Origin of the sequence: Micromonospora sp. H61, from assembly GCF_018070325.1 — a bacterium.
Lineage (GTDB): Bacteria > Actinomycetota > Actinomycetes > Mycobacteriales > Micromonosporaceae > Micromonospora > Micromonospora salmantinae.
On sequence record NZ_JAGPXY010000033.1, the window covers coordinates 26,789 to 51,925 of the forward strand.

The window sequence follows — 25,137 nt, forward strand, 5'->3', positions numbered from 1 at the left end:
CCCGATCCGAGACCCGCGCGGCGTCGGCCGACACGGCGACTGATGCAATGACGCGGACCAGATGCGCGGGTCGGGAGGAAAGTTCGCTCGGTCGGAGAAGTTTTTTCAGACCAGCGCGGGGACGGGATGGAAGAGGGTGAGCTGGCGCACCCGGCCCTCGCGTAGCACCTGCAACCACAGCGCCGCGGGTGGGCAGTGCTCCGGGTCGTCGGGTGGGCTGATCAGGTCGGTTTCCCAGATCAGCACGTCGCCGCTGGCCACCACGTTGCGCAGCCGCTGACGTACCCCGGCGGTCAGGTCGCGGTTCATACCGTTGATGGCCAGGTCACGGCCACCGCGCGGACCGCCCGGCACGATCATCTCGGCGTCCGGCCACCAGCTCTCGTGGACCACCCGCTCGAAGTCGCCGCCCATCGCCGTGGTGATCATGTCTTGGCCCTCCCGCCACCGCGAGTCGTTCGAGGCGGCGACGTCCGGGTGCGCGGCGTCCGCCGCCGTCCGCAGGCCGCCGGCGAGCGCCCGGCGGGCGTGGCTGAGGCGGCTGCGGACGGTGCCGACCGGCACGCCACACACGGCCGCGATCTGCTCGTACGAGGACGCGTCGCTGAAGTACCGCAGCAGGGTGACGAGCCGGTCAGGTTCGGACAGTTGACCGATGGAGTGCCACACCCAGTCGCGCATCGCGGCCCGGTCCAGTGCCTCCTCCGGGGTGGGTGTGTCGGCGGGGCGGGTGAACCACTCGGGTTCGGCGACCGGGACGGCTCTGGGCCCGCGCAACGCCATCCGGCTGTTGTTGCGGACGATGGCCCGCAACCAGGGGCCGACGGCGTTCGGGTCGCGGACCTCGCCGATGCGACGCAGGGCGACGACCATCGTGTCCTGCACCGCGTCCTCGGCGTCCGGCCCGTAACCGAGGACGCTCAGCGCGACGGCCCGCATCGCGGCCTCGTGCCGTGCCAGCAGCGCCCCCAGCGCGGCCGCGTCTCCCGCCTGCGCGAGCACTACCAGCTCCCCGTCGCTCTGCGTCACGCCCAGTTCCTCCCCGAAACGCCTGTTCTGAACGCATGTGCTCCATCAAGCGTACGGCGCAGCGGCGTGCCGGTGCCCCGGGCCGGTCGGCCGTCCTACGCTGCGGACGAGCTGGCGGCGCGGGTCGCCCGGGAGCCGATCTGCCGCAGGTGCACGATCAACTCCGGAGGCTCGTGCACCTCCATGTCGCAACCGAGAGTCAGCAGGCGCCACGCCAGCCACTCCAGAGTGTCGGCATTGCTGCGTAACCGGCACGAGGTCGCGTCGATCGGCTCCAGATCGACGCCGGTGCCACCGAGCGGGCCCGCCATCCGCTCGATCGGCGCGTGCAACGTCACCACCGCCCGGTAGACGGGCGTCAGCTCAAGCAGCTTCTCCGTCATGAACGAGGCGGCGTCGGACGCCGGCAGTTGTCGGGCGGCGACCCGGGCCCGGGTGGGCCGCAGGTCGGTGATCCGGTCGAGCCGGAAGATCCGCCAGTCGTCGCGGTCGTTGTCGTAGCCCACCAAATACCAGCGCCGGCCCGCCGACACCAGCTTGTACGGCTCGACGAGCCGCTCGGTGTCCACGCCATCGCGACGGCGGTAGGTGAACCGTAGCTGCTCACGATTGTTGACGGCGGCGGCCAGCGCACTCAGGTGCTCCGGGTCGACAGTCGGTTGGTCCCAGGTGAGCAGTGGTTCGGTGGCCGCCCCCAGCGCGCTGACGCGGTGCCGCAGCCGGGACGGCAGCACCTGTTCGAGCTTCGTCAGCGCCCGCACCGAGGCCTCCTCGATGCCGGCCACCGCGTGACCGGCGGCGGTGCGCAGACCGACAGCGATCGCCACCGCCTCGTCGTCGTCGAGCAGCAGCGGCGGCATCGCCTTGCCGGCGACCAGGCGGTATCCGCCGATCGCGCCCATCGTCGCCTGCACCGGGTAGCCGAGGTCGCGCAGTCGTTCCACGTCGCGGCGGATGGTGCGCAGGCTGACGCCGAGCCGGGTGGCCAGCTCGCTGCCGGGCCACTCGCGGGGCGTCTGCAACAGCGACAGCAGGCCCAGTAGTCGGGCGGGGGTGTCGGACATGATCCCAGGATGCCAGCGATGTGTGCCAGAACCTGTCCTATATGGGCCGTAGCGTTTCCGGCATGACGCCCTTTCGCATCGACATCCCGCAGGCGGACGTCGACGACCTGCGTGACCGGCTCTCCCGAACCCGGTGGCCCCGCTCGTTGCCCGGCACCGGCTGGAGCCGCGGGGTGCCGGTGCAGTACCTGCGCGAGCTGACCGAGTACTGGGCGAACGGTTACGACTGGCGGGCCCACGAGGCTCGTCTGAACGACTTCCCCCAGCTCGTCACCGAGATCGACGGTCTGGATGTGCATGTGTTGCACGTCCGCTCGCCGGAGCCGGACGCGTTGCCGTTGTTGCTGACGCACGGCTGGCCGAACTCGGTGGTCGAGTTCACCGAGCTGATCGGCCCGCTGTCCGACCCACGCGCTCATGGCGGGGATCCCGCGCAGGCGTTTCACGTGGTGGTGCCGTCGGTGCCCGGATACGGTTTCTCGCAGGCGCCGCCGGCCGGGTTCACGATCGACCGGCTCGCCCGGATGTGGGCCGAGCTGATGGCCCGCCTCGGCTACCACCGTTACGGCACCCAGGGTGGCGACCTCGGCGCGTACATCGCGCCACGGGTCGCCGCAGTGGCGCCGGAGCAGGTCGTCGGCGTGCACATCGACGGCGGGTTCGGCTTTCCGACGGCCGCCGACGTGCCGGACATGAGCGTGGCGGAACGCGCCGAGTGGGATCAGATGCAGCAGTGGATGAGCGGCGGCGTCGACCATCACGCGTTGCTGCGGGCGGCGCCGCAAACCTTCTCGTACGCCTGGAACGACTCGCCGGTCGGGCTGCTGGCCTGGATGATGCACAAGTTCAAGGAGTTCACCATGACGGTGCCGACGCCGGAGCAGGCCATCGACCGGGACCACCTGCTCACCAATGTGAGCCTCTACTGGTTCACCGGCACCTCGGGAACGTCGTCGTGGCCCATGTACGAGCGACTCACCGTCGCCGACGACGGCGGTTTCGTCTGGCCGACGGGCCAGCGGCGGGTGCCGTCCGGTGTGTACGGCGGCGGCTCCGCGCTGATGCGCCGCATCGCCGAGCGTGACAACACCATCGTCCACTGGCCGCAGGGCAACCCGGGCAGCCACTTCGTGGCGATGGACGAGCCGCTGGCGCACGCGGCGGACATCCGCGCGTTCTTCGAGGGCCTGCGATGACCGAGCTGAGCTGGGCGCAGGTGTCCGCCCGACGACTACAGCGGCACCGGCTCCGCACGCCGGCGGCGGACGCGGCACCGGACGCGGTGCGCGTCGCCGAGGTGGTGTCGGCGATCAGCGGCGCGCACGCCCAGGTCGCGTCGGCCGCCGAGCTGTCCATCGGGCTGCGGGTGCCGGGCACGACCCGCGCCCTGGTGCGCCGGGCACTGTGGACCGACCGCACCCTGGTCAAGACCCGTGGGCCACGCGGGACCGTGCACCTGCTCGCCGCGGCGGACCTGCCGATGTGGGTCGGCGCGCTGACCACGTTGCCGACCCCCTCGTGGGAGCGCAGTGCGGTCCTGCTGACGCCCCGGCAGACCGAGCAGGTCCTCGCGGCCATCGCCGACGCCGTTGCCGAGGCCGACCTGACCACCGCCGAGCTGACCGAGGAGATCGTCGCCCGCACCGGCCCATGGGCGGGTGACCTGGTCATGGAGGCGTTCCAGGACAAATGGCCCCGGTGGATCGCCGCGATGACCGCCGCCACCCGGGGCGGAGTGATCTGCTTCGGCCCGAATCGCGGTCGGGCCAGCACGTACACCAGCCCGACCCGGTGGCTGCCCGACTTCGCGCCGATGCCCGGTCCCGCCGCCCTGGCCGCCCTCGTCCGCAGCTACCTGCACGCGTACGGGCCGGCCACCCCGGCATAGTTCGCCCGGTGGCTCGGGGTGCCGGCGGGGTGGGGGACGTCGCTGTTCGACTCGCTGGACCTGGCCGAGGTGACGGTGGAGGGCACCCGGTCCTGGGTGAGCGCCGACGACACCGAATTCCCCGACGACCGGCCGTCCGGGTTGCGGCTGCTGCCGTACTTCGACGCGTACGCCGTCGGCTGCCACCCCCGCGAACGGGTGTTTCCCGGAGCCGCCGCCGAGCGGGCGCTCGCCGGTGGCCAGGCCGGCAACTATCCGGTGCTGCTGGTCGACGGGGTGGTCGCCGGCGTGTGGCATCAACGCCGCTCCGGCCGCGCGATCCGGGTCACCGTCGAGCCGCTGCGGACGCTCGGCGCCGCCCAGCAGCGGGCGTTGGGGGAGGAGGTCGAACGGGTCGGCGAGATCCTGGAGGGCAGGGCGTCGCTGACCATCGGCACCGTCAGTGTCGGTCCGCACGCCTGAGGCCACGCCGGGCCACCGCCTGGGCCACTATGAGAGCGTGCACCCCGAGCCGGTCGACCACGCGCCCCGGCAGGCGTTCCCCTGGGCGCTCCTGCGTCAGCGCTGGGAGGACCTCACCTTCCTGCACTGGGCCGTCGCTCCGGAGGTGGTCGCGCCGTTGCTGCCCGCCGGCACTCGTCCGGACACGCTGCAGGGGATCAGCTACGTGGGCCTGATCGGTTTCCGGATGGTCGGGCTGGGCTTCGGCCGCGGCCCGGGGATGCCGTACTTCGGCACCTTCTGGGAGACGAACGTCCGGCTCTACTCAGTCGACGACGCCGGCCGACGAGCCGTCGTGTTCCGGTCGCTCGACGCGTCTCGACTGCTGCCGGTGCTGGTGGCGCGGGCGACGCTGCGCCTGCCGTACCTCTGGTCGTCGATGCGGTTGGACCGCGACGGCGACCGTCGCACCTACCGCTGCCGGCGACGCTGGCCGGGGCCGGCGGGCGCGACGAGCCGGATGGTGGTGCGGGTGGGGGAGCCGATCGCCGAGCCGACCCCGCTCGAACACTTCGTCACCGCCCGCTGGGGGCTGCACACCCGGGCGTACGGGCGCACGTTGCACCTGCCGAACTGGCATCCGAGCTGGCCGCTGCACCGGGCCGAGGTGCTGCACCTGGATGACGAGTTGGTGGCCGCCGCCGGGCTGCCGGCACCGGTCGGGCCACCGGTCAGCGTGCTCTACTCGCCAGGTGTCGGGGTCAGGTTCGGCCCGCCGGTGGCGGCCCGGCCGCCTGGTGCCGGGCCGCCGGAGCCTCAGTAGCGGCCACCCTCGGGCGCGGGCAGCGCGTCCAGGTCGGCCAGGTCCTCGGCGCTGAGCCGCACGTCAGCGGCCGCGCAGTTGTCCACCAGGTACTTCGGGGTTTTGGTGCCGGGGATCGGGATGACCTGGTCACCCCGGGCGACCACCCACGCGAGGGCGACCTGCGCGGGGCTGAAGCCGGCCCGGTCGGCGATCTCCCGGACCCGGGCGACGATGGCGAGGTTGGCGCGCAGCGCGTCCTGCTGGAAGCGCGGTAGGCCGCGCCGGAAGTCGTCGGCGGGCAGGTCGTCGAACGAGCTGAACCGGCCGGCGAGGAAACCGCGACCGAGTGGGGAGAACGGCAGGAAGGCGATGCCCTGCTCGGCGCAGTACGGCAACACCTCGGTCAACGGGTCGCGCGTCCACAGTGACAACTCGGACTGCACCGACGCCACCGGGTGCACCGCCTGGGCCCGCGCGATCTGCGCGACAGTCACCTCGGACAGGCCGAGCTGCCGGGCCTTGCCCGCCGCCACGACCTCGGCCATCGCACCCCAGGACTCCTCGATGGGCACCTCCGGGTCGACCCGGTGAAGCTGGTAGAGGTCGACGTGGTCGGTGCCGAGCCGGCGCAGGCTGTCGTCGATCGCCGCTCGGATGTGCTCTGGACCGCCGTTGTTGCCGATCTTCGGTGAGTTGCCGGGGCCGCCGGTGGGGGAGGTGGCCACCAGGCCGACCTTCGTGGCCAGCACGGTCCGATCCCGGTGCCCGCCGGCCAGCGCCCGCCCGACCAGCTCCTCGTTGGTGTACGGCCCGTACACGTCCGACGTGTCGATCAGCGTCGCGCCCAGGTCCAGTGCCTGTCGGATGACGGAGATCGAGGTGTCGTCGTCGCGAGGGCCGGTGATGTCGTAGCCGTGGCTCATGCCCATGCAGCCGAGGCCGATGACGCCGACCTCGGGCCCGGTGCTGCCCAGCGTGGTGGTTCGCATGCGCCCCACGCTACGACCGGACCGGCGGACCCGCACCCGCCGTGGTGGGTGCGGCTGCTCCCCGGGCACGTGACGACTCTCACCGGAAGTGGACTCGGGAGTCCGGTACGGTGGGCGCTAAGCGGACCTACGAGTCCGGATGTGCCCGACGGCGACCCACGAGGAGCCCCATGAATCCGGTACGGATCAGCGACGCCCTGCGCGCCGTGGTCTTCGAGCCGACGCGCGACCTGACCGAGGCGCTCGACGAGTTCTACGCCCCCGACTACACCCACCGCAGCGACGGCGAGACCCTCGACCGGGCCGGATTCGTCGCGATGGTGACCCGGGTACGCGGTCAGATCGCCAGCGGCACCGTGCGGGTCCTCGACGAGCTGCGCGACGGTCTCCGCTACGCCGAACGACACGTCTACGAGATCACCCTGGCCGACGGGTCGACCGCCCGACGGGAGATCGCCATCTTCGGGACGTACGCCGAGGACGGCCGCTTCCGCCACCTCAGCGAGACGGGTTTCGACCTGCCCGCCTGAAACCGTCTCGACGACCAACGCAGGAGACAGAGCCATGCCCCGCCTTGCCGACCCCGACCCGAACGCGATTCCGGCCGACGTCCGCGACGTCCTGTCCGCCCTGCCGCCCGACCCGATGGTCAAGATGCTGACCCACTCGACCGGCACGGTGAACCTCTTCATCCAGCTCGCGAGGGCGCAGTTCACCTCGTTGGAGCTGCCCGCCCGCTCGCGGGAACTGGTCATCCTCACCGTGGCCGAGTACACCGATTGCGAGTTCGTGGCGGCCCAGCATGCTCCGATGTCCGAGGCGGCCGGCGTCGACGAGCGCACCCGGGAGATCATCAGCAGCCGGGACGCCGACAACCCGCACCTCTCCAGGTACGACCGGACGCTCATCCGGTTCGCCGCCGAGGTGGTGCGGTCACCGCGCGTTCCCGACGACCTCTTCGAGCAGGCGCGGAACACCCTCAGTGAGCGCGAGATCGTCGAGGTGCTCCAGGTGATCGGCTACTACTGGTCGTTCGGCCGGGTGGCCACGGTGCTCGACGTCGAACTCACCACCGTTTACGGCGACGAGCCGCTGCTGACCGACGAGACCGAGCGGGCAGACTGAGGCCATGACCCCACCGACGCCGAGCGACCCGGATGCTCCCCACCGGCGTCTGGACGCCCGTCGTAACCAGGAGCGGGTCATCGCCGCCGCCCGGGAACTCTTCAGCGAGCAGGGTCTCCAGGTGACGGTGCCGCAGGTGGCGGAGCGGGCCGGGGTGGGCCGCGCCACGGTGTACCGCAGTTACCCCAGCAAGGAAGACCTGATCGTCGCGGTCGTCCAGCGGCAGTTTCAGGAGCTGGAGCAGCGCACCCGCGCGGCGCTCGACGGCGCCGACGCGTACCGGGAGTGGTGTTCCTTCGTGCCCGACCTGTTCGGACGCCTCGCCCGCGACCGGGTCCTCGCCGACGCGTTCTTCGAGGGCAGGCTGGTGCCCGCCGCGCGCATCCTGGATCTGATCGGGCAACTGGTGGCGGCGGCCCGAGCGTCCGGCAAGATTCGCCCGGACGCCGGGGAGCTGGACATCCGGGTAATCCTCTGCGGAGCGGTCCGGCAGCTCATCGTGCTCGACGAGCGCGACCCGGCGGTGTGGCGCCGGTACGCCGACCTCGTGCTCAACGCGCTGCGCCCCTGACGGCCAAGGCTGACACTGGGGGGAAGCTCGACCGACGGGTCGAGGGCGGTCGCGCCGGCTTCGACAATGGGTCGAGGGCCGGAGGCAGCCGGCCTCGCCGACGAGTCGACACGGCACGGACCGAGGAGTGGATCGATGACGAAGGTGACGACCTGGGCGACGATGTCGTTGGACGGCTACATCGCGGACGCGTCCCACGGTGGTTTCGAGTACCTCTTCCAGTGGTACGAGAACGGCGACGTCGAGACGCCGACGGCCGACCCCGAGCTGACCTTTCGGACCTCCGCCACGAGCGCCCGGCACCTGCGGGCTCTCACCGAGCGGACCGGCGCGCTCGTCGTCGGCCGGCGGCTCTTCGACATCACCAGCGGGTGGGGTGGCCGGCATCCGTTGGACGTGCCCGTCGTGGTGGTCACGCACAGCGTGCCGGAGGGTTGGGCACCCGAGAACGACTCCTTCGTCTTCGTCACCGACGGCATCGAGAGCGCGATCGCCCGGGCGAAGGCGATCGCCGGCGACAAGGAGGTCGGTGTCAACGGCGGCACCATCGCCGCCCAGGTCGTCGAGGCCGGCCTGCTCGACGAGGTGCACGTCGAACTCGTCCCGGTCCTGCTCGGTGCCGGCATCCCGCTCTTCGCCGACCTGAAGATCGCGCCACTTCAGCTGGACGGCCCGTTCAGCGTCGTCGAGGGCGACGGCGTCACCCACCTGGCCTACCGGGTACGCCCAACGACCTGAGCGCCGCGGGGACCAATCCCCCATCTTGCCCCCATAGGGATTGATCTATATCCTGCGCGCAGGCGCCGCCCCGCCTCAGGCCATCACCGTCGATCCGAAGCGGGTTCCGTATGCGCACACTGAGACTTGTCACGACCCTGGCCGTCGCCGGCCTGCTCGCCGGTGGGGTGGCACTTGTCGCCGCCACGCCGGCCAGCGCGGCGACAGCCGTGTTCTCCGTGACGAACAACTGGGGCAACGGCTACCAGGGGCAGGTCACCGTCACCAACGACACCTCCGCACCGATCACCAGCTGGCGGGTCGAGTTCGACCTGCCGTCCTCCTCGACCGTCAGCCAGTCGTGGAACGCGCAACAGAGCACCTCGGGCAGCCACTACACCTTCGCCAACGTGTCCTGGAACGGCACCCTCGCCGCCGGCGCCTCCACCTCGTTCGGCTTCCTCGTCAACGGCACCGGCACCCCGGTCAACTGCACAGTGAACGGCGCGTCCTGCGCCGGCGGCCCGCCCCCGACCACCCCGCCGCCCACGACCCCGCCGCCGACCACGCCGCCGCCGACCACCGGTACGCCGGTCGAGCGGCACGGGCAACTGCGGGTCTGCGGCACCACGATGTGCGACAGGTCCGGCGCGCGGGTGCAGCTGCGGGGCATCAGCAGCATGTGGCTCAACTGGGAGACCGCCCCGTACGCCGAGAACCTCTCCGCGTTGACCTGGATGCGCGACAACTGGAACCTGCAGGTGATCCGCGCGGCAATGGGCGTGGAGCCGGCCGGGGCGTACCTCAGTGATCCGGCCAAGGCGCGCGCGCAGGTGGAGACCATCATCAACAACGCGGTCACCGCCGGGGTCTACGTGATCGTCGACTGGCACGCGCACGAGGCGCAGAACAACCAGTCCCAGGCGGTGGCGTTCTTCGGCGACCTGGCCCGCCGGTACGGCCACCTGCCCAACGTCATCTGGGAGCCCTACAACGAGCCGCTCCAGGTCAGCTGGACCAACGTCATCAAGCCGTACCACCAGGCAGTGGTGTCCGCGATCCGCGCCGCCGACCCGGACAACATCGTCGTGCTCGGCACCCCGACCTGGTCACAGGACGTGGACGTCGCTGCGGCCAGCCCGGTCACCGGCACCAACCTGATGTACACCCTGCACTTCTACTCCTGCACGCACGGGGCGTCGCTGCGCGCCAAGGGCGACGCGGCGATCCGCGCGGGTCTGGCGCTGTTCGTCACCGAGTGGGGCGCCAGCAACGCCGATGGCGGCCTCGACGGTCGGGCCTGCCTGCCGGAGGCGCAGTCCTGGATCGACTGGATGAAGGCGAACGGCATCTCCTGGACGGCCTGGAAGCTCGACGTCGGCACCGACACCACCAATCTGCTCAGCCCGGGGGCGCCGGTGACCGGTGGGTGGACCAACTACCTGCACGGCCACGCGCCGTTCGTGGTGACGAACATGAGGTGATCCCGGCCCCTGCTTGACCGGGATTGATCGAATCGAGACTGCTGATGTCGGGGTGTCCAGGCCGGCGGGACACCCCGACATCACCGACCGCCACCACGGCCACGCCACCGCCACCGCCGAAGGGTCACTGTGTGAAAGCCCGCCGGTACGCGGTAGGGGTGGTGGCGAAGGCCCGCTGGAAATGCGCACGGAGGTTGGTCGCCGTGCCCAGGCCGGTACGCCGTGCGACCTCGTCGATGGTGATCCCGCCGTTCTCGAGCAGGGTGCAGGCGGCACGCAGCCGTTGCTGGATCAACCACGCTCGTGGGCTCATCCGGAACCGACTCTGGAAGGTGCGGTGCAGCGTACGGCTGGACATCACACCCTGCCGGGCAAGGTCCGCGACGGTGATCGGGCGGTGCAGGTTGCCGCTCGCCCACGTGATGACCCCGGCCAATTCGTCGCCCTCACCCGGAACGCCGACCGGGATGAACTGGGCCTGACCGCCGGCTCGGTGCAGCGGCGTGACCATGTGGCGGGCCCGTTGGATGGCAGCAGCCTGCCCGTGGTCGCGGCCGACGAGGTAGAGGCACATGTCCAGACCGGCGGCGAGTCCGGCGCTGGTGATCACCTCGCCTTCGTCGACGTACAGCGCACTCGCGTCCACGAACACCAGTGGATGCTCGCGAGCGAGCGCGTCGGCGTGTGCCCAGTGGGTGGTCGCGCGGCGGCCGTCGAGCAGACCGGCCTGGGCCAGCGCGAAGGCGCCGGTGCAGATCGACGCGATGCGGACGCCACGACGGTGTGCCTGCCGCAGGGCCTCGAGAGCACGCGGCGGTGCCGGGCCACGGCGGAATCCGGGAACGATCACCGTGTCGGCACCGTCGAGCGCGTCGAGCGTCGCGGCGACCGTCAGCTCCAGGCCGGCGGTGGTGGTGGTGACCGGACCACCGTCCAGTGCGCACACCTTCATCGCGTACCGGCCGTGGCCCTCGTGGCCGAACACCTGCGTCGCGATGGTCAGATCGAACGCGACAACAGTGGGTAGGGCGAGGACGGCGACCCGATGCGTGGCGGGTTTCTTACGCATGATGGCAAGGATGCCACTCGCCGCCGCCCGGTCGGCAGGAGATTCTGGGCCGTATGCGAATTGAGATCGTGGTGTTCGACGGCTTCGACGAACTGGACGTCTTCGGGCCGTTCGAGGTGTTGTCGATGGCCGGCTTCGACGTGGCGCTGGTCGCCGTCGAACGATCGGGGCCGGTCACCAGCATGCGTGGTGTCCAACTTCAGGTGCCCGAGGTGCTGGGTCAGACCGACGGCGTGGTCGTCCCAGGTGGCGGATGGCTGAACCGGGCCCCCGAGGGGGCCTGGGCGCAGGCGCAGCGCGGTGTGCTGCCGGCGAAGCTGGCGGCGTTGGCGCCATCGGCGCGGTGGATGGCGTCGGTGTGCACCGGTGCGCTGTTGCTCGCCGCCGCCGGCCTGCTGACCGGCCGGCGGGCGACCACCAACCGCAACGCGTACGACGAGTTGCGCGCCCACGACGTCACAGTCCTCGACGAGCGGGCGGTCGACGACGGTGACCGGGTCACCGCTGGCGCGCTCTCGTCCGGGCTCGATCTGGGTCTGTGGCTCACCGAACGGGAACTCGGCGCCGCCACTGCCGATCGGGTCGCGGCGTCCATCGAGTACCGGGCGCCGCGTCGCTGAGCAGCCCGGACAGAACGGGCGCGTCACCTTAACGCGCCGGAAACACCCCCGGTACCAACCCTGGGAACGCTCGTCGGACAGTCGAGACCACCGACACGCGAACCGGGGTGACCATGGCCGACAACACCACGAACGCGCCGACGTACGACGAGCCGGTGGGCCGGTCCGGCAACGGCCGGACGCTGCCCACCCCCCGTACGAACCCGCTCCTGTCGCTGGACGACGGCGACCCGGCGGACCTGGCCACGATCGGGGTGGAGGAAGAGTTCCACGTCGTCGACCTGCACACCCGGGAGTTGGTGCCCCGCGCCGGAGAGTTGCTCGACCGGTTGCCGGCGGCCTCGTTCACCGCCGAGCTGCACCGCAGCGTGGTGGAGACCAACACCGCGGTCTGCCGCACCCTGGACGAGATCCGTGCCGAGCTGACCCGGCTGCGTCAGGCGGCCGTCCAGGTCGCCGACCGGGCCGGTCTGGGCATCGTGGCGGCCGGCACGGTGCCGCTGCGCGCCGACGGCGACCCCAGCGTCACCCCCACCTCCCGTTACCGGCGGATGCTCGACGAGTACCAGCTGCTCGCCCGGGAGCAGTTGATCTGCGGCGCGCAGGTGCACGTCGGCGTCTCCGACCGGGACCTGGCGGTGGCGGTCACCCGCCGGGTCCAGCCGTGGCTGCCGGTGCTGCTCGCCCTCTCCACCAGCTCGCCGTACTGGATGGGCCAGGACAGTGGCTATGCCAGCGTCCGGTCCCTGGTCTGGCAGCGCTGGCCCACCGCCGGTGACCCGGGCGAGGTGACCAGCGCCGCGGACCACGAGGCGCTGGTCGCCGAGCTGATCTCCTCCGAGACCATCACCGACCCCGCCATGATCTATTTCGACGTCCGGCCGTCGGCGCACGTGCCCACGGTGGAGCTGCGGATCACCGACGCCAACGCCGACGTGGAGACCATCGTCCTGCTCACCGGCCTGTTCCGGGCGCTCGTCCGGCGGGAGGTCGCCGCCCTGCGCGCCGGGGCGGAGCGCACTGCCGTACGACCACCGGTGCTGCGCGCCGCCGTGTGGCGGGCCGCCCGCTCCGGGTTGGAAGGTGACCTGCTCGACCTGCCCCGGTCGGCCCGACCGGTGCCGGCCGCCCAGGCGGTCCGCCGCCTGGTGACCGACCTGCGCCCACAGTTGGAGGCGACCGGGGACTGGGAGCAGGTCGGCGAGCTGACCCGGTACGCGCTGGAACGCGGCAGCTCCGCCGCCCGGCAGCGGCGGGCGTACGAGCGACGGGGCCGGTTGGCCGACGTGGTCGACCTGCTGCTCGACGAGACCCGGGGCCGGGTCCGCGGTCCGCTGCCGGGTGCGCCGACACCGCCGGCGCTGCCCACGTACGCCGACGCCGGCGACGAGGTCTTCGGACCGGCCGGACCGCAACCGGCGTACGCCCCGATGCTCGCGGCCCTGCGCCAACTCGGAGCCGGCGCCCTGCGCCAACGCGAACACGACCGGGACGAGGAGCAGCGGGCCCGGGGCGTGACGTTCAGCGTGGCCGGCGAGGCGAGCACCCGGCTCTTCCCGGTCGACCTGGTGCCCCGGGTGGTGCCCGCCGCCGACTGGCGGACCCTGCGTACCGGCCTGGTGCAACGCGCCCGCGCCCTCGACGCGTTCCTGCGCGACGTCTATGCCGACCGGGCCGTCGTGGCCGACGGCGTGGTTCCGGCGTGGGTGGTGGAGTCCTCACCCGGGCTGCGCCCGACCGGGGCGCTGATGGGCCGACGGAGCACGCGCGCCCAGGTGTCCGGCACCGACCTCGTCCGGGACCCGGACGGCGGCTGGTACGTGCTGGAGGACAACCTGCGGGTGCCCTCCGGGATCGGCTACGCGGTGCAGAACCGTCGGCTGACCCAGGCGGTGCTGCCGGAGCTGCCGGTGCCGGAGGATCTGCTGCCCGCCGACGAGACGCCGGCGATGCTGTACCGGGCGCTGGTCGCCGCCGCGCCCGCCGCGGCCGACGACCCCGCCGTGGTGGTGCTCAGCAGCGGCCCCGGTGATCCGGCGTGGTTCGAGCATCGGCTGCTCGCCGACGAGATGGGGGTTCCGCTGACCGAGACCAGCGACCTGCTGGTGGAGGAGGGTCGGGTCCGGCTGGTCCGCGAGGGCTGCCGCCGCGAGGTCGACGTGATCTACCTGCGGCTGGACGAGGAGGCGCTGCTGCACGCGCCTGGCGCGGACGGGGTGCCGCTGGGCTGGCCGCTGCTCGCCGCCGTGCACGCCGGACGGCTCACGTTGGCCAACGCGCTGGGCAACGGTGTCGGTGACGACAAGGCGCTGTACGCGTACGTGCCCCGGCTGATCGAGTACTACCTGGGCGAGAAACCGCTGCTCGGGGACGTGCCGACGTACCTGTGTGGGCTGCCCGAGCAGCGGGCCGAGGTGCTGGGCCGGCTCGACGAGCTGGTGCTCAAGCCGGTCGACGGGTACGGCGGTGACCGGGTGGTGATCGGCCCGCGTGCCGAGGCGGAGGAGCTGGACGCCGTCCGGGAGCAGATCCTCGCGGCCCCGCACCGGTGGATCGCCCAGGAGATGATCGCGCTGACCACCCACCCGGTCTTCGACGGCACGGCGCTGGCTCCCCGCCACGTCGACCTGCGGGCGTTCGTGTTCCTCGGCGACACCGCCGAGGTCGCGCCGGTGGCGCTGACCCGGGTGGCTCCGGCCGGCAGCATGATCGTCAACTCGTCACGCGGCGGCGGGTCGAAGGACACCTGGCTGCTCGGTGGAGCCGACGAACCGTCGGCGTAACCGACGCTTGACCCACCCGTCATCGGGACGCAACCCGGTCCGCCAAGCCTGGACCGGTCAGCGGCCCCCAGCGGATCCAGCCGACGAAAGGTGTGTGCCATGTGCGGTATCGGAGGCGAGTTCCGCCTCGACGGGGCGCCACCGGACCTGGCCGCCGTCGAGCGGATGCTCCCCGCGCTGGCCTCCCGGGGCCCGGACGGCGAGGGTCGGTGGCAGCAGGGGCCGGTGGCCCTGGTGCACCGCCGGCTGCGCATCATCGACCTGTCCGACGCGGGCGCCCAGCCGATGGTCGACGCCGAGCTGGGTCTGGCAATGGTCTTCAACGGCTGCATCTACAACTATCGGGAGTTGCGCGACGAACTGACCGCCGCCGGCTACTCCTTCCGGTCCACCTCGGACACCGAGGTGATCCTCAAGGCGTACCACCGGTGGGGGACGGCCTGCGTCGAGCGGTTCTACGGCATGTTCGCGTTCGCCCTGGTCGAGCTGGCCACGCACACCCTGGTGCTGGCTCGCGACCGGCTCGGCATCAAACCGCTCTACCTGGCCGAGGGGCCGGGCCGGGTGCGTTTCGCCTCGACCCTGCCGGCGTTGCTCGCCGCCGGTGGCGTGGACACCGACCTCGACCCGGTGGCGCTGCACCACTACATGAGCTTCCACTCGGTGGTGCCGCCGCCGCGCACGATCCTCGCCGGGGTCCGCAAGCTGCCACCGGCCACCGTGCGGGTGATCACCACGGACGGGCGGAGCACCGACACCACCTACTGGCGGCCGGAGTTCAACCGGGGCGCCGTCCCCGCCATGTCCGCCGACGAGTGGCAGGAACGGCTCATGGCGGCGTTGCGCACCGCCGTACGACGGCGGATGGTCGCCGACGTGCCGGTCGGCGTACTGCTCTCCGGCGGCCTCGACTCCAGCCTGATCGTCGCCCTGCTGGCCGAGCAGGGTCAGACCGGCCTGGCCACCTTCAGCATCGGCTTCGAGGCGGCGGCGGGGGAGAGCGGCGACGAGTTCCACTACTCCGACCTGATGGCCCGCCACTTCGACACCGACCACCAGCAGATCCGCATCGGCGCGAAGCGGTTCGTGCCCGCCGTGCACCAGGCCATCGCGGCGATGAGCGAGCCGATGGTCAGCCACGACTGCGTCGCGTTCCACCTGCTCTCCGAGGAGGTCTCGCAGCGCATCACAGTGGTGCAGTCCGGGCAGGGCGCCGACGAGATCCTCGCCGGCTACGACTGGTACCCGCCGATGGCCAACGTGGCCCGCGCGGACGCCGTCGAGGCGTACGCCCGGGTGTTCTTCGATCGTCGCCACGACGTGCTCGGCGGGCAGCTGGCGCCCGAGTGGATGCTCGACCACGACGCCAGCCTGGAGTTCGTCGCCGCGCACTTCGGCGCGCCCGGCGCGGACACCGCGCTGGACGCGGCGCTGCGTCTGGACAGCCTGGTGATGCTCGTCGACGACCCGGTCAAGCGGGTCGACAACATGACGATGGCGTGGGGGTTGGAGGCGCGGGTGCCGTTCCTCGACCACGAGGTGGTCGAGCTGGCCGCCGCCTGCCCACCCGGCATGAAGCTGGCGCAGGGCGGCAAGGGGGTGCTGAAGGCGGCGAGCCGGGGCATCGTCCCGGACGAGGTGATCGACAGGCCGAAGGGCTACTTCCCGGTGCCCGCCATCCGGCACCTCTCCGGCCCACTGCTCGACGATGTGCGGGACGCGCTGACCGCCCGACCGGCGCGCGAGCGGGGCCTGTTCCGCAAGGACTACCTGGAGGAGTTGCTGGACGCGCCGAACGCCCAGCGGACCACGCTGGGCTCCAACGCGCTCTGGCAGCTCGGGCTGCTGGAGCTCTGGTTGCAGCGGATCGGGGTTTAGATGAGCGTACGGATTGAGCCGCCGCGCACCACCCGGCGGCCCCGACCCGCGAGCCACCGGCCGGTGTCGTCGCCGGTGCCGATCAGCGAGGACTTCGCCCCCGCGCCGTCCCCCGACGGGCGCCAGGTGGCATTCCTCTCCGACCGGGCGGGCACGCCCGGCGTCTGGGTCTGCCCGGTCGACGCGGGCCCGCCCGTCGCGCTGCCCGTCGGCGACGAGCCGGTCCTCGCGCTGAGCTGGTCCCCGGACGGCAAGTGGTTGGCCTGTGTCGTCGCCCCCGGTGGCGCGCCCCGCACCGAGCTGTGGGTGTTGCGCCCGGACGGCACGCGACGCCACCAGGTCGCCGGGTTCGGTCGCCGCAGCGCCGCGCTGGCCGGCTGGCTGCCCGACGGCGCGGTGCTGGCGGTCACCGAGACCGACGAGCACGGGCAGGCCCTGCTGGTCGACGCGGCCACCGGGCACCGGCGGGTGCTCGCCCAGGGCGACCTGCTCACCCTCCTGGACGTGACCCCGGACGCCGGCACCGCGCTGCTGCGCCGCGGCCCCCGTAACGCCCGCTGGCTGGAGGTGCTCGACGTGGCCACCGGCGTTCGCCGGCGACTCTTCCCGGATACCGGGCGGGGCAGCACCGACCAGGGTTGGTTCGGCCCGGACGGCACGAGCGTGCTGGCCCGCACCGACGCGTACTCCGAACTCGCCGCGCTGGTACGGGTCGACCTGGCCCGACCGGAGCAGCCGCCGACCCGGCTGGCCGGGCGACCGGACGCCGAGCTGGAACACGTCACGCCCAGCGCGGACGGGCAGCGCGGGGCGTTGCTGTGGAACACCTACGGCGGGCGCAGCGAGCTGAGCCTGCTCGACTTCGCCAGCGGTGTGCAGCGTGCCGTCACCGCACCCGGCGAGGTGCTCGGCGACGCCGTCTTCGCCGCCGACGGCGGCCTGCTCTGCCTCACCGCGCAGGGGTCGGTGCAGCCCCGGGAGGTGTGGCTGGTCGACCCGTCGACCGGGGCGCCGCGCCCGCTGCGGCCGGACACCGGCCCGCGCACTGACGATGCCGGTGTCGCGCCGCAACTGGTCGACCTGCGCGCGCGTGACGGGCTGCCGCTCTCCGGCTGGCTCTACCGCCCGGCCGGGCAGGGCCCCTGGCCGACGGCGATCAGCCTGCACGGGGGCCCGGAGGCGCAGGAGCGCCCCGGCTACAACCCACTGTTCCAGGCCCTCGTGGCGCAGGGCATCGCGGTCTTCGCGCCCAACGTCCGGGGGTCGTCCGGTTTCGGCCGCTCGTTCGTCGCCGCCGACAACCTCGCCGGCCGCTACGGTGCGATCGCCGACGTGGCGGCCTGCGCCGACTTCCTCGTCGACGCCGGCGTCGCCAGGCCCGGCCAGCTCGGCGTTCTGGGCCGCTCCTACGGCGGTTACCTGGTCCTCGCGGTGCTGGTGAACTTCCCCGGTCTGTTCGCCGCCGGGGTCGCCGAGTGCGGCATCTCCGACTTCCGGACCTTCTTCGCCGGCACCGAGCCGTGGATCGCCGCCGCCGCCGTCAGCAAGTACGGCGACCCCCAGCGGGACGCCGACCTGCTGCGCGACCTCTCCCCGCTGACCCACATCGATCGGCTGGACGTGCCGGTGCTGCTGATCCACGGCGCCAACGACACCAACGTGCCGGCGGGCGAGTCGGCGCAGGTAGCCCAGGCCCTCGCCGACCGGGGGGTGCCGCACGGGCACCTGGTGCTCGCCGGGGAGGGGCACGACTTCCTGTCGCGGACCAACGCCGAGGCGGCCCGTACGGCCACCACCGGTTGGCTGACCCGGCACCTCGCCGCGACCGCGACCGTCGTCGGCTGAGGCGTTATCCTGCGCCGGTGGAGGTCGCTGCGCAGGACGAGCGGTTGGCCGCGGACCTGGGTCGCTGGCTGGCCGAGGTGACCTTCGTCGACCTGGACACCGACGAGGTCACCGCGCGGGTGATCGACTCGGTGGTGCGGTGGGCCGAGGCCCAGGGCTGGCGGGTCTACCGGCGCGCGCCCAGCGTGCTGCCGTTGCCACCGCCGCTGGAGCAGCGGCACTCGGTGCTCGACGTGGCGTGTGCCCGTCCCGACGGTCCGCCCGTCGTGGTGGAGGTCGACCACACCGACCGGGCCCGTACGGTGCAGAAGCTGCGCGCGGAGGCGGACGCCGGCCGGATCCCGATCTGGGTGCGGTGGGGCGTCGGGCGTTTCACAGCGCCGCCACCGCCGGTGCGGATGGTGACCGTCGAGGTGACCCGGCGGGCCGGTCCGGCCGGGCGCGGACGGCTGCACAGCCGCGGCGGCGACCGCCCCGCCCCGGCCCACTCGACCGGCGGCGGCACTGTCACCCCGCAGGCGCTGCCGATCCCGTCGACCGACCCGGTGCAGGCCCCGGCCGACGACGCGGGTAAGGGCACCTGAAGCGAATCGTAAGCGGCCTCCGGCAGAGTTCTGGGTGTCACCGGAGAGCACGACACACACCCAGGAGATCCCGATGCGCAAGCTCATCAACTCGACCTACATCACCCTCGACGGCGTCATCGAGAACCCGATGTGGACCGCGCCGTACTTCGACGAGGAGGCCGCCAGCCTGGCCGGGGCGCAGACCGAGGAGGCCGACGCGATGCTGATGGGCCGGGCCACCTACGACGGCATGTCCGCCGCCTGGCCGAACATGGACGAGAGCGACCCGACCACTGGCGCCGCGTACTTCAACAACGTCAAGAAGTACGTCGCTTCGACCACCCTGACCAACCCGACCTGGAACAACACGGAGGTGCTCCAGGGCGATCTGGTCGAGGCGGTCACCGCGCTCAAGGCCCAGGAGGGCAAGAACATCATCCAGTACGGCTTCGGCTCGGTCACCGCCCAGCTGATCCGGGCGGGCCTGGTGGACGAGGTCCGGTTCTGGATCCACCCGGTGCTGGAGGGCGGCCCCAGCCTCACCGCGCCGCTGAGCGACGTGAAGGGGTCGTTCGACCTGGTCGACACCCGGGTGCACAAGAGCGGCGTGATCGTCGCCTCGTACCAGCCGAAGGTGACCTCCTGAGCACCGCTCAGAGCTGGGCCCGGGCTTCGCCCGGGCTCAGCCGCGCGCCCTCGGCGAGCAGCGCGTCGAAGCGTTCCGGCCCGAGTTCGGCCCGCAGTCGTGCGGTCACCCGGTCGGTGTCGTCGCGTTCGGCCGGCGCGGCGGGGGACTGGGTGGCGATCCGGGCGGCGGCCGCGGCGCCCAGCAGCCGGGCGGCGACCTCGGGTGAGCGCACCGCCGCGGCCATCCCCTCCAGGGGGCCGACCGCGTCGCGCATCGTCGCCATCGCCTCGGCGACCTCGAACGCCTCGATGTGCAGGGCCAACGCGGCGTCGGGGTCGCCGCCCTGCTCGATCGCGTAGCCCAGCTCCACCAGCACCATCGGCAGGTAGAGCGCGGGTTGGCTCTCTCCCCGACCCAGGTCGGCGAGGTGGCTGAGGTGGGTGACGGCCAGGTCGAGCTTGCCGTCGCGGCGGGCGGCCAGCCCGAGGCTCATCTCCGCGAAGATCAGCGCGCCGGGCGAGCCCTGCTCCACCGCCAGATCGTAGGCGCGTTCGGCCAGTTCCCGAGCCTGGGCGTAGTCGCGGGTCTGCACGGCGAGCCAGGCCAGCCAGGACAGCTCGGCGCAGACCTGCGGCCACAGCGCCAACTCCTCGGCCCAGCGCAGCCCTTCCCGGTGCAGCGCGGCGGCGCGCTCGTGCTCGCCGCGCATGTCGGCCAGCCCACCCACCCACTCGGTCGCCCGGAGCCGACCCCACCGGTCGCCGAGGTCGGCGAAGAGCGCGGCGCTGCGGGTCGCGGTGCGCTCCAGGGTGGCCTGGTCACCGTTGGCGTGGGCGATGTGGGCGAGGGAGGTGAGCACCGCGGCCTCGGTCCACGGGTCGGTGGCGGCGGTGGGTAGCAGCTCCGACACCAGGGCCAGGTCGCCGTGTTCGATCAGCGCGTTGACAGCGAACCACGCGGCGTGACTGCTCGGGTCGGCGGCCACTGCGGCGCGCACGTCGTCCGGGGCGATCACCTCCCCCTGCGACAGGGCGAAACCGACCCGCCAGGGTGCCGCGCGGGCCTCCTGCTCCGGGTCGCCGGGCACCGCCAGCGCCCGCCGCGCCTCGGTGAGCCGGCCGCGCAGGAACCAGTACCAGCTCAGCGCGACCGCCAGGCGCAGCCCGCCACCGTGCGCCAGCGCCGACCGCAGGTTCGCCAGCTCGGTGTCGAGCAGCGCCAGCCACCGCTGCTGGTCGGCCCCGCGCAGCCCGGGGTCGGCGCGTTCGGCCAGCTCGGTGTAGTAGCTGGCGTGCCGCCCGCGTACCTCGTCGGCGTCGGTGAGGCGTTCCAGGCAGAACGCGGCCACCGACTCGAGCAGCCGGTAGCGGGGGGCCGCGCCGGAGTCGTCGAGCACCACCAACGACCGGTCGACCAGCCGGGCGAGGGCGTCCAGGTCGGTTCGGCAGACCTGTTCGGCGGCCTCCGGGGTGCAGCCGTCCGGGAACACCGCCAGTTGGGCGAGCACCACCCGGTCGGACTCGTCCAGGAGGTCCCAGCTCCAGCCGATCACCGCGGTGAGCGTCCGCTGTCGGGGCGGCATGTCCCGCTGCGCGGTGGTGAGCAGCCGGAACCGGTCGTCGAGCCGGTCCACCACCCCGCGTACGCCCAGCGCGCGGACCCGGGTCGCGGCCAGCTCCAACGCCAGCGGCAGACCGTCGAGGCGGCGGCACAGCTGGGCCACCGCCGTCGCGGTCTGCCCGTCGAGGCGGAAACCGCGCTGCTGCGCGGCGGCGCGGGCGACGAACAGCCGGGCCGCCGCCGAGCGCCGGACCGCGTCCAGGTCACCGTCGTCCGGCACCGGCAGTGGGGGTACCTCCCAGAGCAGCTCACCGGTCAGCCCGAGTGGCTCTCTGCTGGTGGCCAGCACGCTCACCCCGGACACGTCGCGCAGCAGCCGGGCGACCAGCTCGGCGACCGGTTCGATGACGTGTTCGCAGTTGTCCAGCACGAGCAGCAGCTGCCGGTGCCGCAGGGCCGTGACCACCCGGTCGGCGGGGGACTGGGTCGTTCCGGCGGCCTCGTGGGCGCCCAGAGCGCCGAGCACCTGTTCGGCGACGCCGGCGTCACCGGCCGGGAGTGGGGCCAGCTCGACCAGTCGGACACCGTCCGGGTAGGACGTCGCGCGGGCCGTCTCGGTGGCCAGCCGGGTCTTGCCGACGCCGCCCGGCCCGACCAGCGTGACGAGCCGCTGCCGGGGCAGCAGCGCCCGCAGCTCGGCCAGCGCCTCGTCCCGCCCGATCAACTCGTCGAGCGGGGCCGGCAGGTTGTTCCGGATGACCGCCGCCTTCGGCGGGGCGTTCAGGCCGGCGTCCTGGTCGAGGATCCCGCGGTGCAGGGCGACCAGCTCCGGGCCGGGGTCGAGGCCCAGTTCCTCGGCGAGCCGGGCCCGCAGCTCGGCGTAGCTCTCCAACGCCTCGGACTGGCGGCCGGCCGCGTACAACGCGCGCAGCTGCACCGCCCGCAGTCCTTCGCGCAGCGGGTGTTTGGCGACCAACTCGGCCAGGTCCGCGGCCACCAGGTCATGCTCACCCCGGGCCAGCCGGGCCTGCGCCAACCGCTCCTGAACGACGAGGCGCTGCTCGGCGAGGCGGGCCGCCTCGGCCCGCACGAACTCGGCGTCGGCCACGTCGGCGTACGCCTCGCCGCGCCACAACGCGAGGGCCTCGGTCAGCCGCTCGACGTCGGCGCAGCGGGCCAGCTCGTCGAAGCGGCCGACGTCGACCGCGTCGACCCGCAGCAGGTAGCCGGGTGGCCGGGACTCGACCAGCTCGCGGGCGCCGGGCTCGGCATCGTTGAGCGCCTTGCGCAGCTGCGACACCCGCACCTGGAGGGCTCCGGCCGGATTGGCGGGGGCGTCGTCACCCCACAGGTCGTCGATGAGGCGGTCCGCCGAGACCACCTGGTTGCGGTTGGCCAACAGGTCGGCCAGCAACGCCCGCACCTTGGTGCCGGGCACCACCACCGGCTCGCCGGCGTCCGTGGTCACGGCGAGCGGCCCGAGCACCCCGAACTGCACGGCGGTCATCCTAGTGCCGGTAACGCGCGACCCGAAGTGAACCGTCAGCGCGCCGACCAAACTCCACGATCTTGCGCTTTGTGCAGTGCCATAAGCCGCGAAAGCCGCGTAACGCCCGCAGAAAGTGCAAGATCGCGGGGAGAGGGCTCGCGTCGCGGCCCGGCGCGAAGGTTCGCCACCGGTGGTCGTGGCGTGTGGGCGGATTAACGGGTAGAAACATCTCAACCCCTTCCGGCCCGGCCCAACCTCCGGCGGCAAGGGTCAGAGAGCGCTCTCACCGCCCCCAGCTGCGCCGGAAGTACGCCCGGCCAGCGGAGAGGACGAACCACATGACAACCCCGTCCCGAGACGTGCGCCGGAGATCCGGTCGCGCCTTTCTGCTCGCCCTGGTGTTGACCACCGCCACCACGATGACCAGCACGGCGGCCAGCGCCGGCCGCCCGACGCACGGCGCACCCGACTTCGGCCCGAACGTGACGATCTTCGACCCGTCCATGCCGGTCGGCGAGATCCAGCAGACCCTCGACGCGGCGCACGCCCGGCAGGTCGACAACGAGATGGGCACCGAGCGGCACGCCTACCTGTTCAAGCCCGGCACGTACGGCACGGCCGCGCAGCCGTTGCAGGCCAAGGTCGGCTACTACACCGAGGTGTCCGGCCTGGGCGCCTCGCCCACCGACGTCACAGTCAACGGCAAGCTGGAGGTCTACAACCGCTGCCTGGCCGACGGCGGCACCGGCAACTGCCTCGCGCTGGTCAACTTCTGGCGCACCCTGTCCAACCTCTCGCTCACCATCAACGCGGCCGGCCAGGACGACTGCCGGTCGTCGGCGAACTTCTGGGCGGTCTCCCAGGCGGTCTCGATGCGCCGGCTGAACATCGGCGGCGGCGGTCTGTCGCTGATGGACTACTGCACCGCCGGCCCGCAGTACGCCAGCGGCGGGTTCATCGCCGACTCACGGCTGCCGGCCACGACGAACGGCTCGCAGCAACAGTGGCTGACCCGCAACAGCGAGGTCGGTAGCTGGTCCAACGCGGTGTGGAACCAGGTGTTCGCGGGGGTCGAGGGCGCGCCGGACGACGCCACGTTCCCCGACCCGCCGTACACCACACTGCAGACCACCCCGCTCAGCCGGGAGAAGCCCTACCTCTTCGTCGACGGCAAGGGGCGCTACCAGGTGCGGGTGCCCGCCGCGCAGCGCGACAGCCGGGGCGTCTCCTGGGCTGACGGCATCACGCCGGGGCGGACCATCGGGATCGGCGACTTCTTCGTCGCCAAGCCGTCGGACTCGGTGCGCGTCATCAACAGTCAGCTGGCGCGCGGCAAGCACCTGCTGCTCACGCCCGGCACGTACGACATCGCGCGCAGCATCGAGGTCCGGCGTGCTAACACAGTGGTGCTGGGGATCGGGCACGCCACGCTGACCGCCGTGAACGGCGCGATCCCGCTGGACGTGGCCGGTGTCCCCGGGGTGGTCGTCGCCGGTGTCACGATCGACGCCGGCCTCGTCGAGTCGCCGGTCCTGCTGCGGGTCGGACGTGAGCACGGCCGCAACGCGAGCAGCCCGCACAACCCGACCACGCTCTCCGACGTGTACTTCCGGGTCGGCGGCCCGCACATCGGGCGTACGAACACCGCGCTGGAGGTCAACAGCGACAACGTGCTCATCGACCACACCTGGGTGTGGCGCGGCGATCACGGCGTCGAGGGCTTCACCGAGGGCGTCAACGGTGACACCGACCGCTGGCGTACCAACACCGGTCGCTACGGGGCCGTGATCAACGGCGACCACGTGACCGCGACCGGCCTCTTCGTCGAGCATTTCCAGCGCTACAACACGGTCTGGAACGGCGAGCACGGCACCACGATCCTCTACCAGAACGAGCTGCCGTACGACCCGCCGACGCAGGCCGACTGGATGAACGGCGCGGTCGAGGGCTGGGCCGGGTACAAGGTCGGTGACCGGGTGCGTCACCACACCCTGTACGGGGGCGGGGTGTACGTGTTCAACCAGAACAACCCGTCGATCCACACCGAGAACGGCTTCGAGGTGCCGAACCGGGCCGGGGTGCGGCTGCACCACATCATGACCGTCAACCTCAGCGCCGGCACGATCGACCACGTGGTCAACGGCGTCGGGGACGCTGCCGACATGACCAAGGTCGGCGCTCCGGTCTACCTGACCCGGTATCCGACCCCGTAACGGGGATCGGGCGTACCGATGGGGCCGGAGCCAGCCTGGCTCCGGCCCCATCGTCGCGGGGCCGTCTCGAACCCAGCCGGTGACGCGCGGCCAGCGCGGCGCCGCCAGCGGCCAGCAGCAGCACCTCCACCACGTTGTAGCCGCGTACGCCACCGCCGCTGAGCAGGGCGCCGACCACCGTGCCGCCGATGATGCCGACCGGCAGCACGGCCCAGGGCCAGAGCAGGAACACACCGGCACACAGCACGCCGATGGCGGCTGCCAGACCGACCGGCCCGGGGAGCAGGGTGACCACAGTGACCACGCCGCCCAGCCCGGCACCGGCGAGCAGCACACCGGGCGCGACGATCGGCGTTCTCATCGTGGCAACCCC

20 protein-coding genes and 1 pseudogene are annotated in these 25,137 nt (G+C 72.3%); 15 read left to right on the forward strand and 6 right to left on the reverse strand.

What is annotated here, in order from left to right; genetic code table 11:
- Positions 1-105 precede the first annotated feature (105 nt).
- Entirely contained in the window at positions 106-1,029 is a 924-nt protein-coding gene (locus tag KBX08_RS18245; protein WP_210784672.1) for an RNA polymerase sigma factor, read from the reverse strand.
- A 95-nt stretch (positions 1,030-1,124) separates the two neighbouring features.
- Positions 1,125-2,093, reverse strand: coding sequence for a YafY family protein (locus KBX08_RS18250; RefSeq protein ID WP_210784673.1), 969 nt, complete (start codon positions 2,091-2,093; stop codon positions 1,125-1,127).
- 62 nt (positions 2,094-2,155) lie between these two features.
- Here KBX08_RS18250 and KBX08_RS18255 point away from each other — a divergent pair, with 62 nt between their 5' ends.
- The 3 genes and pseudogenes from KBX08_RS18255 (at position 2,156) to KBX08_RS18265 (ending at position 5,245) form a co-directional block, all read left to right on the forward strand.
- On the forward strand, positions 2,156-3,289 hold the full coding sequence (locus tag KBX08_RS18255; RefSeq protein ID WP_210784674.1) for an epoxide hydrolase family protein: 1,134 nt from the start codon (positions 2,156-2,158) through the stop codon (positions 3,287-3,289).
- Positions 3,286-4,443, forward strand: a pseudogene (locus KBX08_RS18260) (winged helix DNA-binding domain-containing protein). Before KBX08_RS18255 ends, KBX08_RS18260 begins: the two are co-directional and overlap by 4 nt.
- A gap of 37 nt (positions 4,444-4,480) precedes the next feature.
- Positions 4,481-5,245 (forward strand): YqjF family protein, encoded by a 765-nt coding sequence (locus KBX08_RS18265; protein WP_210784675.1) that lies wholly within the window; start codon positions 4,481-4,483, stop codon positions 5,243-5,245.
- Here KBX08_RS18265 and KBX08_RS18270 read toward each other — a convergent pair.
- Positions 5,239-6,216 (reverse strand): aldo/keto reductase, encoded by a 978-nt coding sequence (locus KBX08_RS18270; RefSeq protein ID WP_210784676.1) that lies wholly within the window; start codon positions 6,214-6,216, stop codon positions 5,239-5,241. The genes KBX08_RS18265 and KBX08_RS18270 overlap by 7 nt on opposite strands.
- Positions 6,217-6,386: 170 nt before the next feature.
- Here KBX08_RS18270 and KBX08_RS18275 point away from each other — a divergent pair, with 170 nt between their 5' ends.
- The 5 genes from KBX08_RS18275 to KBX08_RS18295 all read left to right on the forward strand — a co-directional run bounded on the left by KBX08_RS18275 (position 6,387) and on the right by KBX08_RS18295 (position 10,113).
- Positions 6,387-6,746, forward strand: coding sequence for a hypothetical protein (locus tag KBX08_RS18275; RefSeq protein WP_210784677.1), 360 nt, complete (start codon positions 6,387-6,389; stop codon positions 6,744-6,746).
- A 34-nt stretch (positions 6,747-6,780) separates the two neighbouring features.
- Positions 6,781-7,341: a carboxymuconolactone decarboxylase family protein gene (locus tag KBX08_RS18280; protein WP_210784678.1), complete on the forward strand. Its 561-nt coding sequence runs from the start codon at positions 6,781-6,783 to the stop codon at positions 7,339-7,341.
- A gap of 4 nt (positions 7,342-7,345) precedes the next feature.
- Entirely contained in the window at positions 7,346-7,912 is a 567-nt protein-coding gene (locus tag KBX08_RS18285; protein WP_210784679.1) for a TetR/AcrR family transcriptional regulator, read from the forward strand.
- A gap of 135 nt (positions 7,913-8,047) precedes the next feature.
- Positions 8,048-8,650, forward strand: a complete 603-nt coding sequence (locus tag KBX08_RS18290; RefSeq protein ID WP_210784680.1) for a dihydrofolate reductase family protein — start codon at positions 8,048-8,050, stop codon at positions 8,648-8,650.
- A 110-nt stretch (positions 8,651-8,760) separates the two neighbouring features.
- Entirely contained in the window at positions 8,761-10,113 is a 1,353-nt protein-coding gene (locus KBX08_RS18295; RefSeq protein ID WP_210784681.1) for a cellulase family glycosylhydrolase, read from the forward strand.
- 124 nt (positions 10,114-10,237) lie between these two features.
- Here KBX08_RS18295 and KBX08_RS18300 read toward each other — a convergent pair whose 3' ends face one another.
- On the reverse strand, positions 10,238-11,182 hold the full coding sequence (locus KBX08_RS18300) for a GlxA family transcriptional regulator (protein WP_210784682.1): 945 nt from the start codon (positions 11,180-11,182) through the stop codon (positions 10,238-10,240).
- Positions 11,183-11,235: 53 nt separating this feature from the next.
- On the opposite strand from KBX08_RS18300, the gene KBX08_RS18305 reads away from it, so the two are divergent.
- From KBX08_RS18305 to KBX08_RS18330, 6 genes are all read left to right on the forward strand, one after another.
- A complete protein-coding gene (locus KBX08_RS18305; protein WP_210784683.1) occupies positions 11,236-11,802 on the forward strand; it encodes a DJ-1/PfpI family protein in 567 nt (188 codons plus the stop codon).
- 113 nt (positions 11,803-11,915) lie between these two features.
- Positions 11,916-14,585, forward strand: coding sequence for a carboxylate--amine ligase/circularly permuted type 2 ATP-grasp protein (locus tag KBX08_RS18310; RefSeq protein WP_210784684.1), 2,670 nt, complete (start codon positions 11,916-11,918; stop codon positions 14,583-14,585).
- A 99-nt stretch (positions 14,586-14,684) separates the two neighbouring features.
- Complete coding sequence (locus tag KBX08_RS18315) at positions 14,685-16,463, forward strand: N-acetylglutaminylglutamine amidotransferase (protein WP_210784685.1); 1,779 nt, start codon at positions 14,685-14,687, stop codon at positions 16,461-16,463.
- Positions 16,464-18,308 carry a S9 family peptidase gene (locus tag KBX08_RS18320; protein ID WP_210784686.1) on the forward strand — a complete coding sequence of 615 codons (1,845 nt, stop codon included), beginning with the start codon at positions 16,464-16,466 and terminating at the stop codon, positions 18,306-18,308.
- Between the two features lie 17 nt (positions 18,309-18,325).
- Positions 18,326-18,892, forward strand: coding sequence for a hypothetical protein (locus KBX08_RS18325; RefSeq protein ID WP_210784687.1), 567 nt, complete (start codon positions 18,326-18,328; stop codon positions 18,890-18,892).
- Between the two features lie 73 nt (positions 18,893-18,965).
- Positions 18,966-19,520: a dihydrofolate reductase family protein gene (locus KBX08_RS18330; RefSeq protein WP_210784688.1), complete on the forward strand. Its 555-nt coding sequence runs from the start codon at positions 18,966-18,968 to the stop codon at positions 19,518-19,520.
- Between the two features lie 7 nt (positions 19,521-19,527).
- On the opposite strand, the gene KBX08_RS18335 is transcribed toward KBX08_RS18330, so the two are convergent.
- The gene (locus tag KBX08_RS18335; RefSeq protein ID WP_247669610.1) at positions 19,528-22,569 is read right to left on the reverse strand and encodes a BTAD domain-containing putative transcriptional regulator; all 3,042 of its coding nucleotides are present in this window, start codon (positions 22,567-22,569) and stop codon (positions 19,528-19,530) included.
- Positions 22,570-22,889: 320 nt separating this feature from the next.
- Between KBX08_RS18335 and KBX08_RS18340 the strand changes: the two genes are divergently transcribed.
- A complete protein-coding gene (locus KBX08_RS18340) occupies positions 22,890-24,764 on the forward strand; it encodes an adenylyl cyclase (protein ID WP_210784689.1) in 1,875 nt (624 codons plus the stop codon).
- Here the strand turns inward: KBX08_RS18340 and KBX08_RS18345 are convergent.
- Positions 24,688-25,125: a hypothetical protein gene (locus KBX08_RS18345; RefSeq protein WP_210784690.1), complete on the reverse strand. Its 438-nt coding sequence runs from the start codon at positions 25,123-25,125 to the stop codon at positions 24,688-24,690. The two genes, KBX08_RS18340 and KBX08_RS18345, sit on opposite strands and share 77 nt — an antisense overlap.
- Positions 25,126-25,137: the final 12 nt, after the last annotated feature.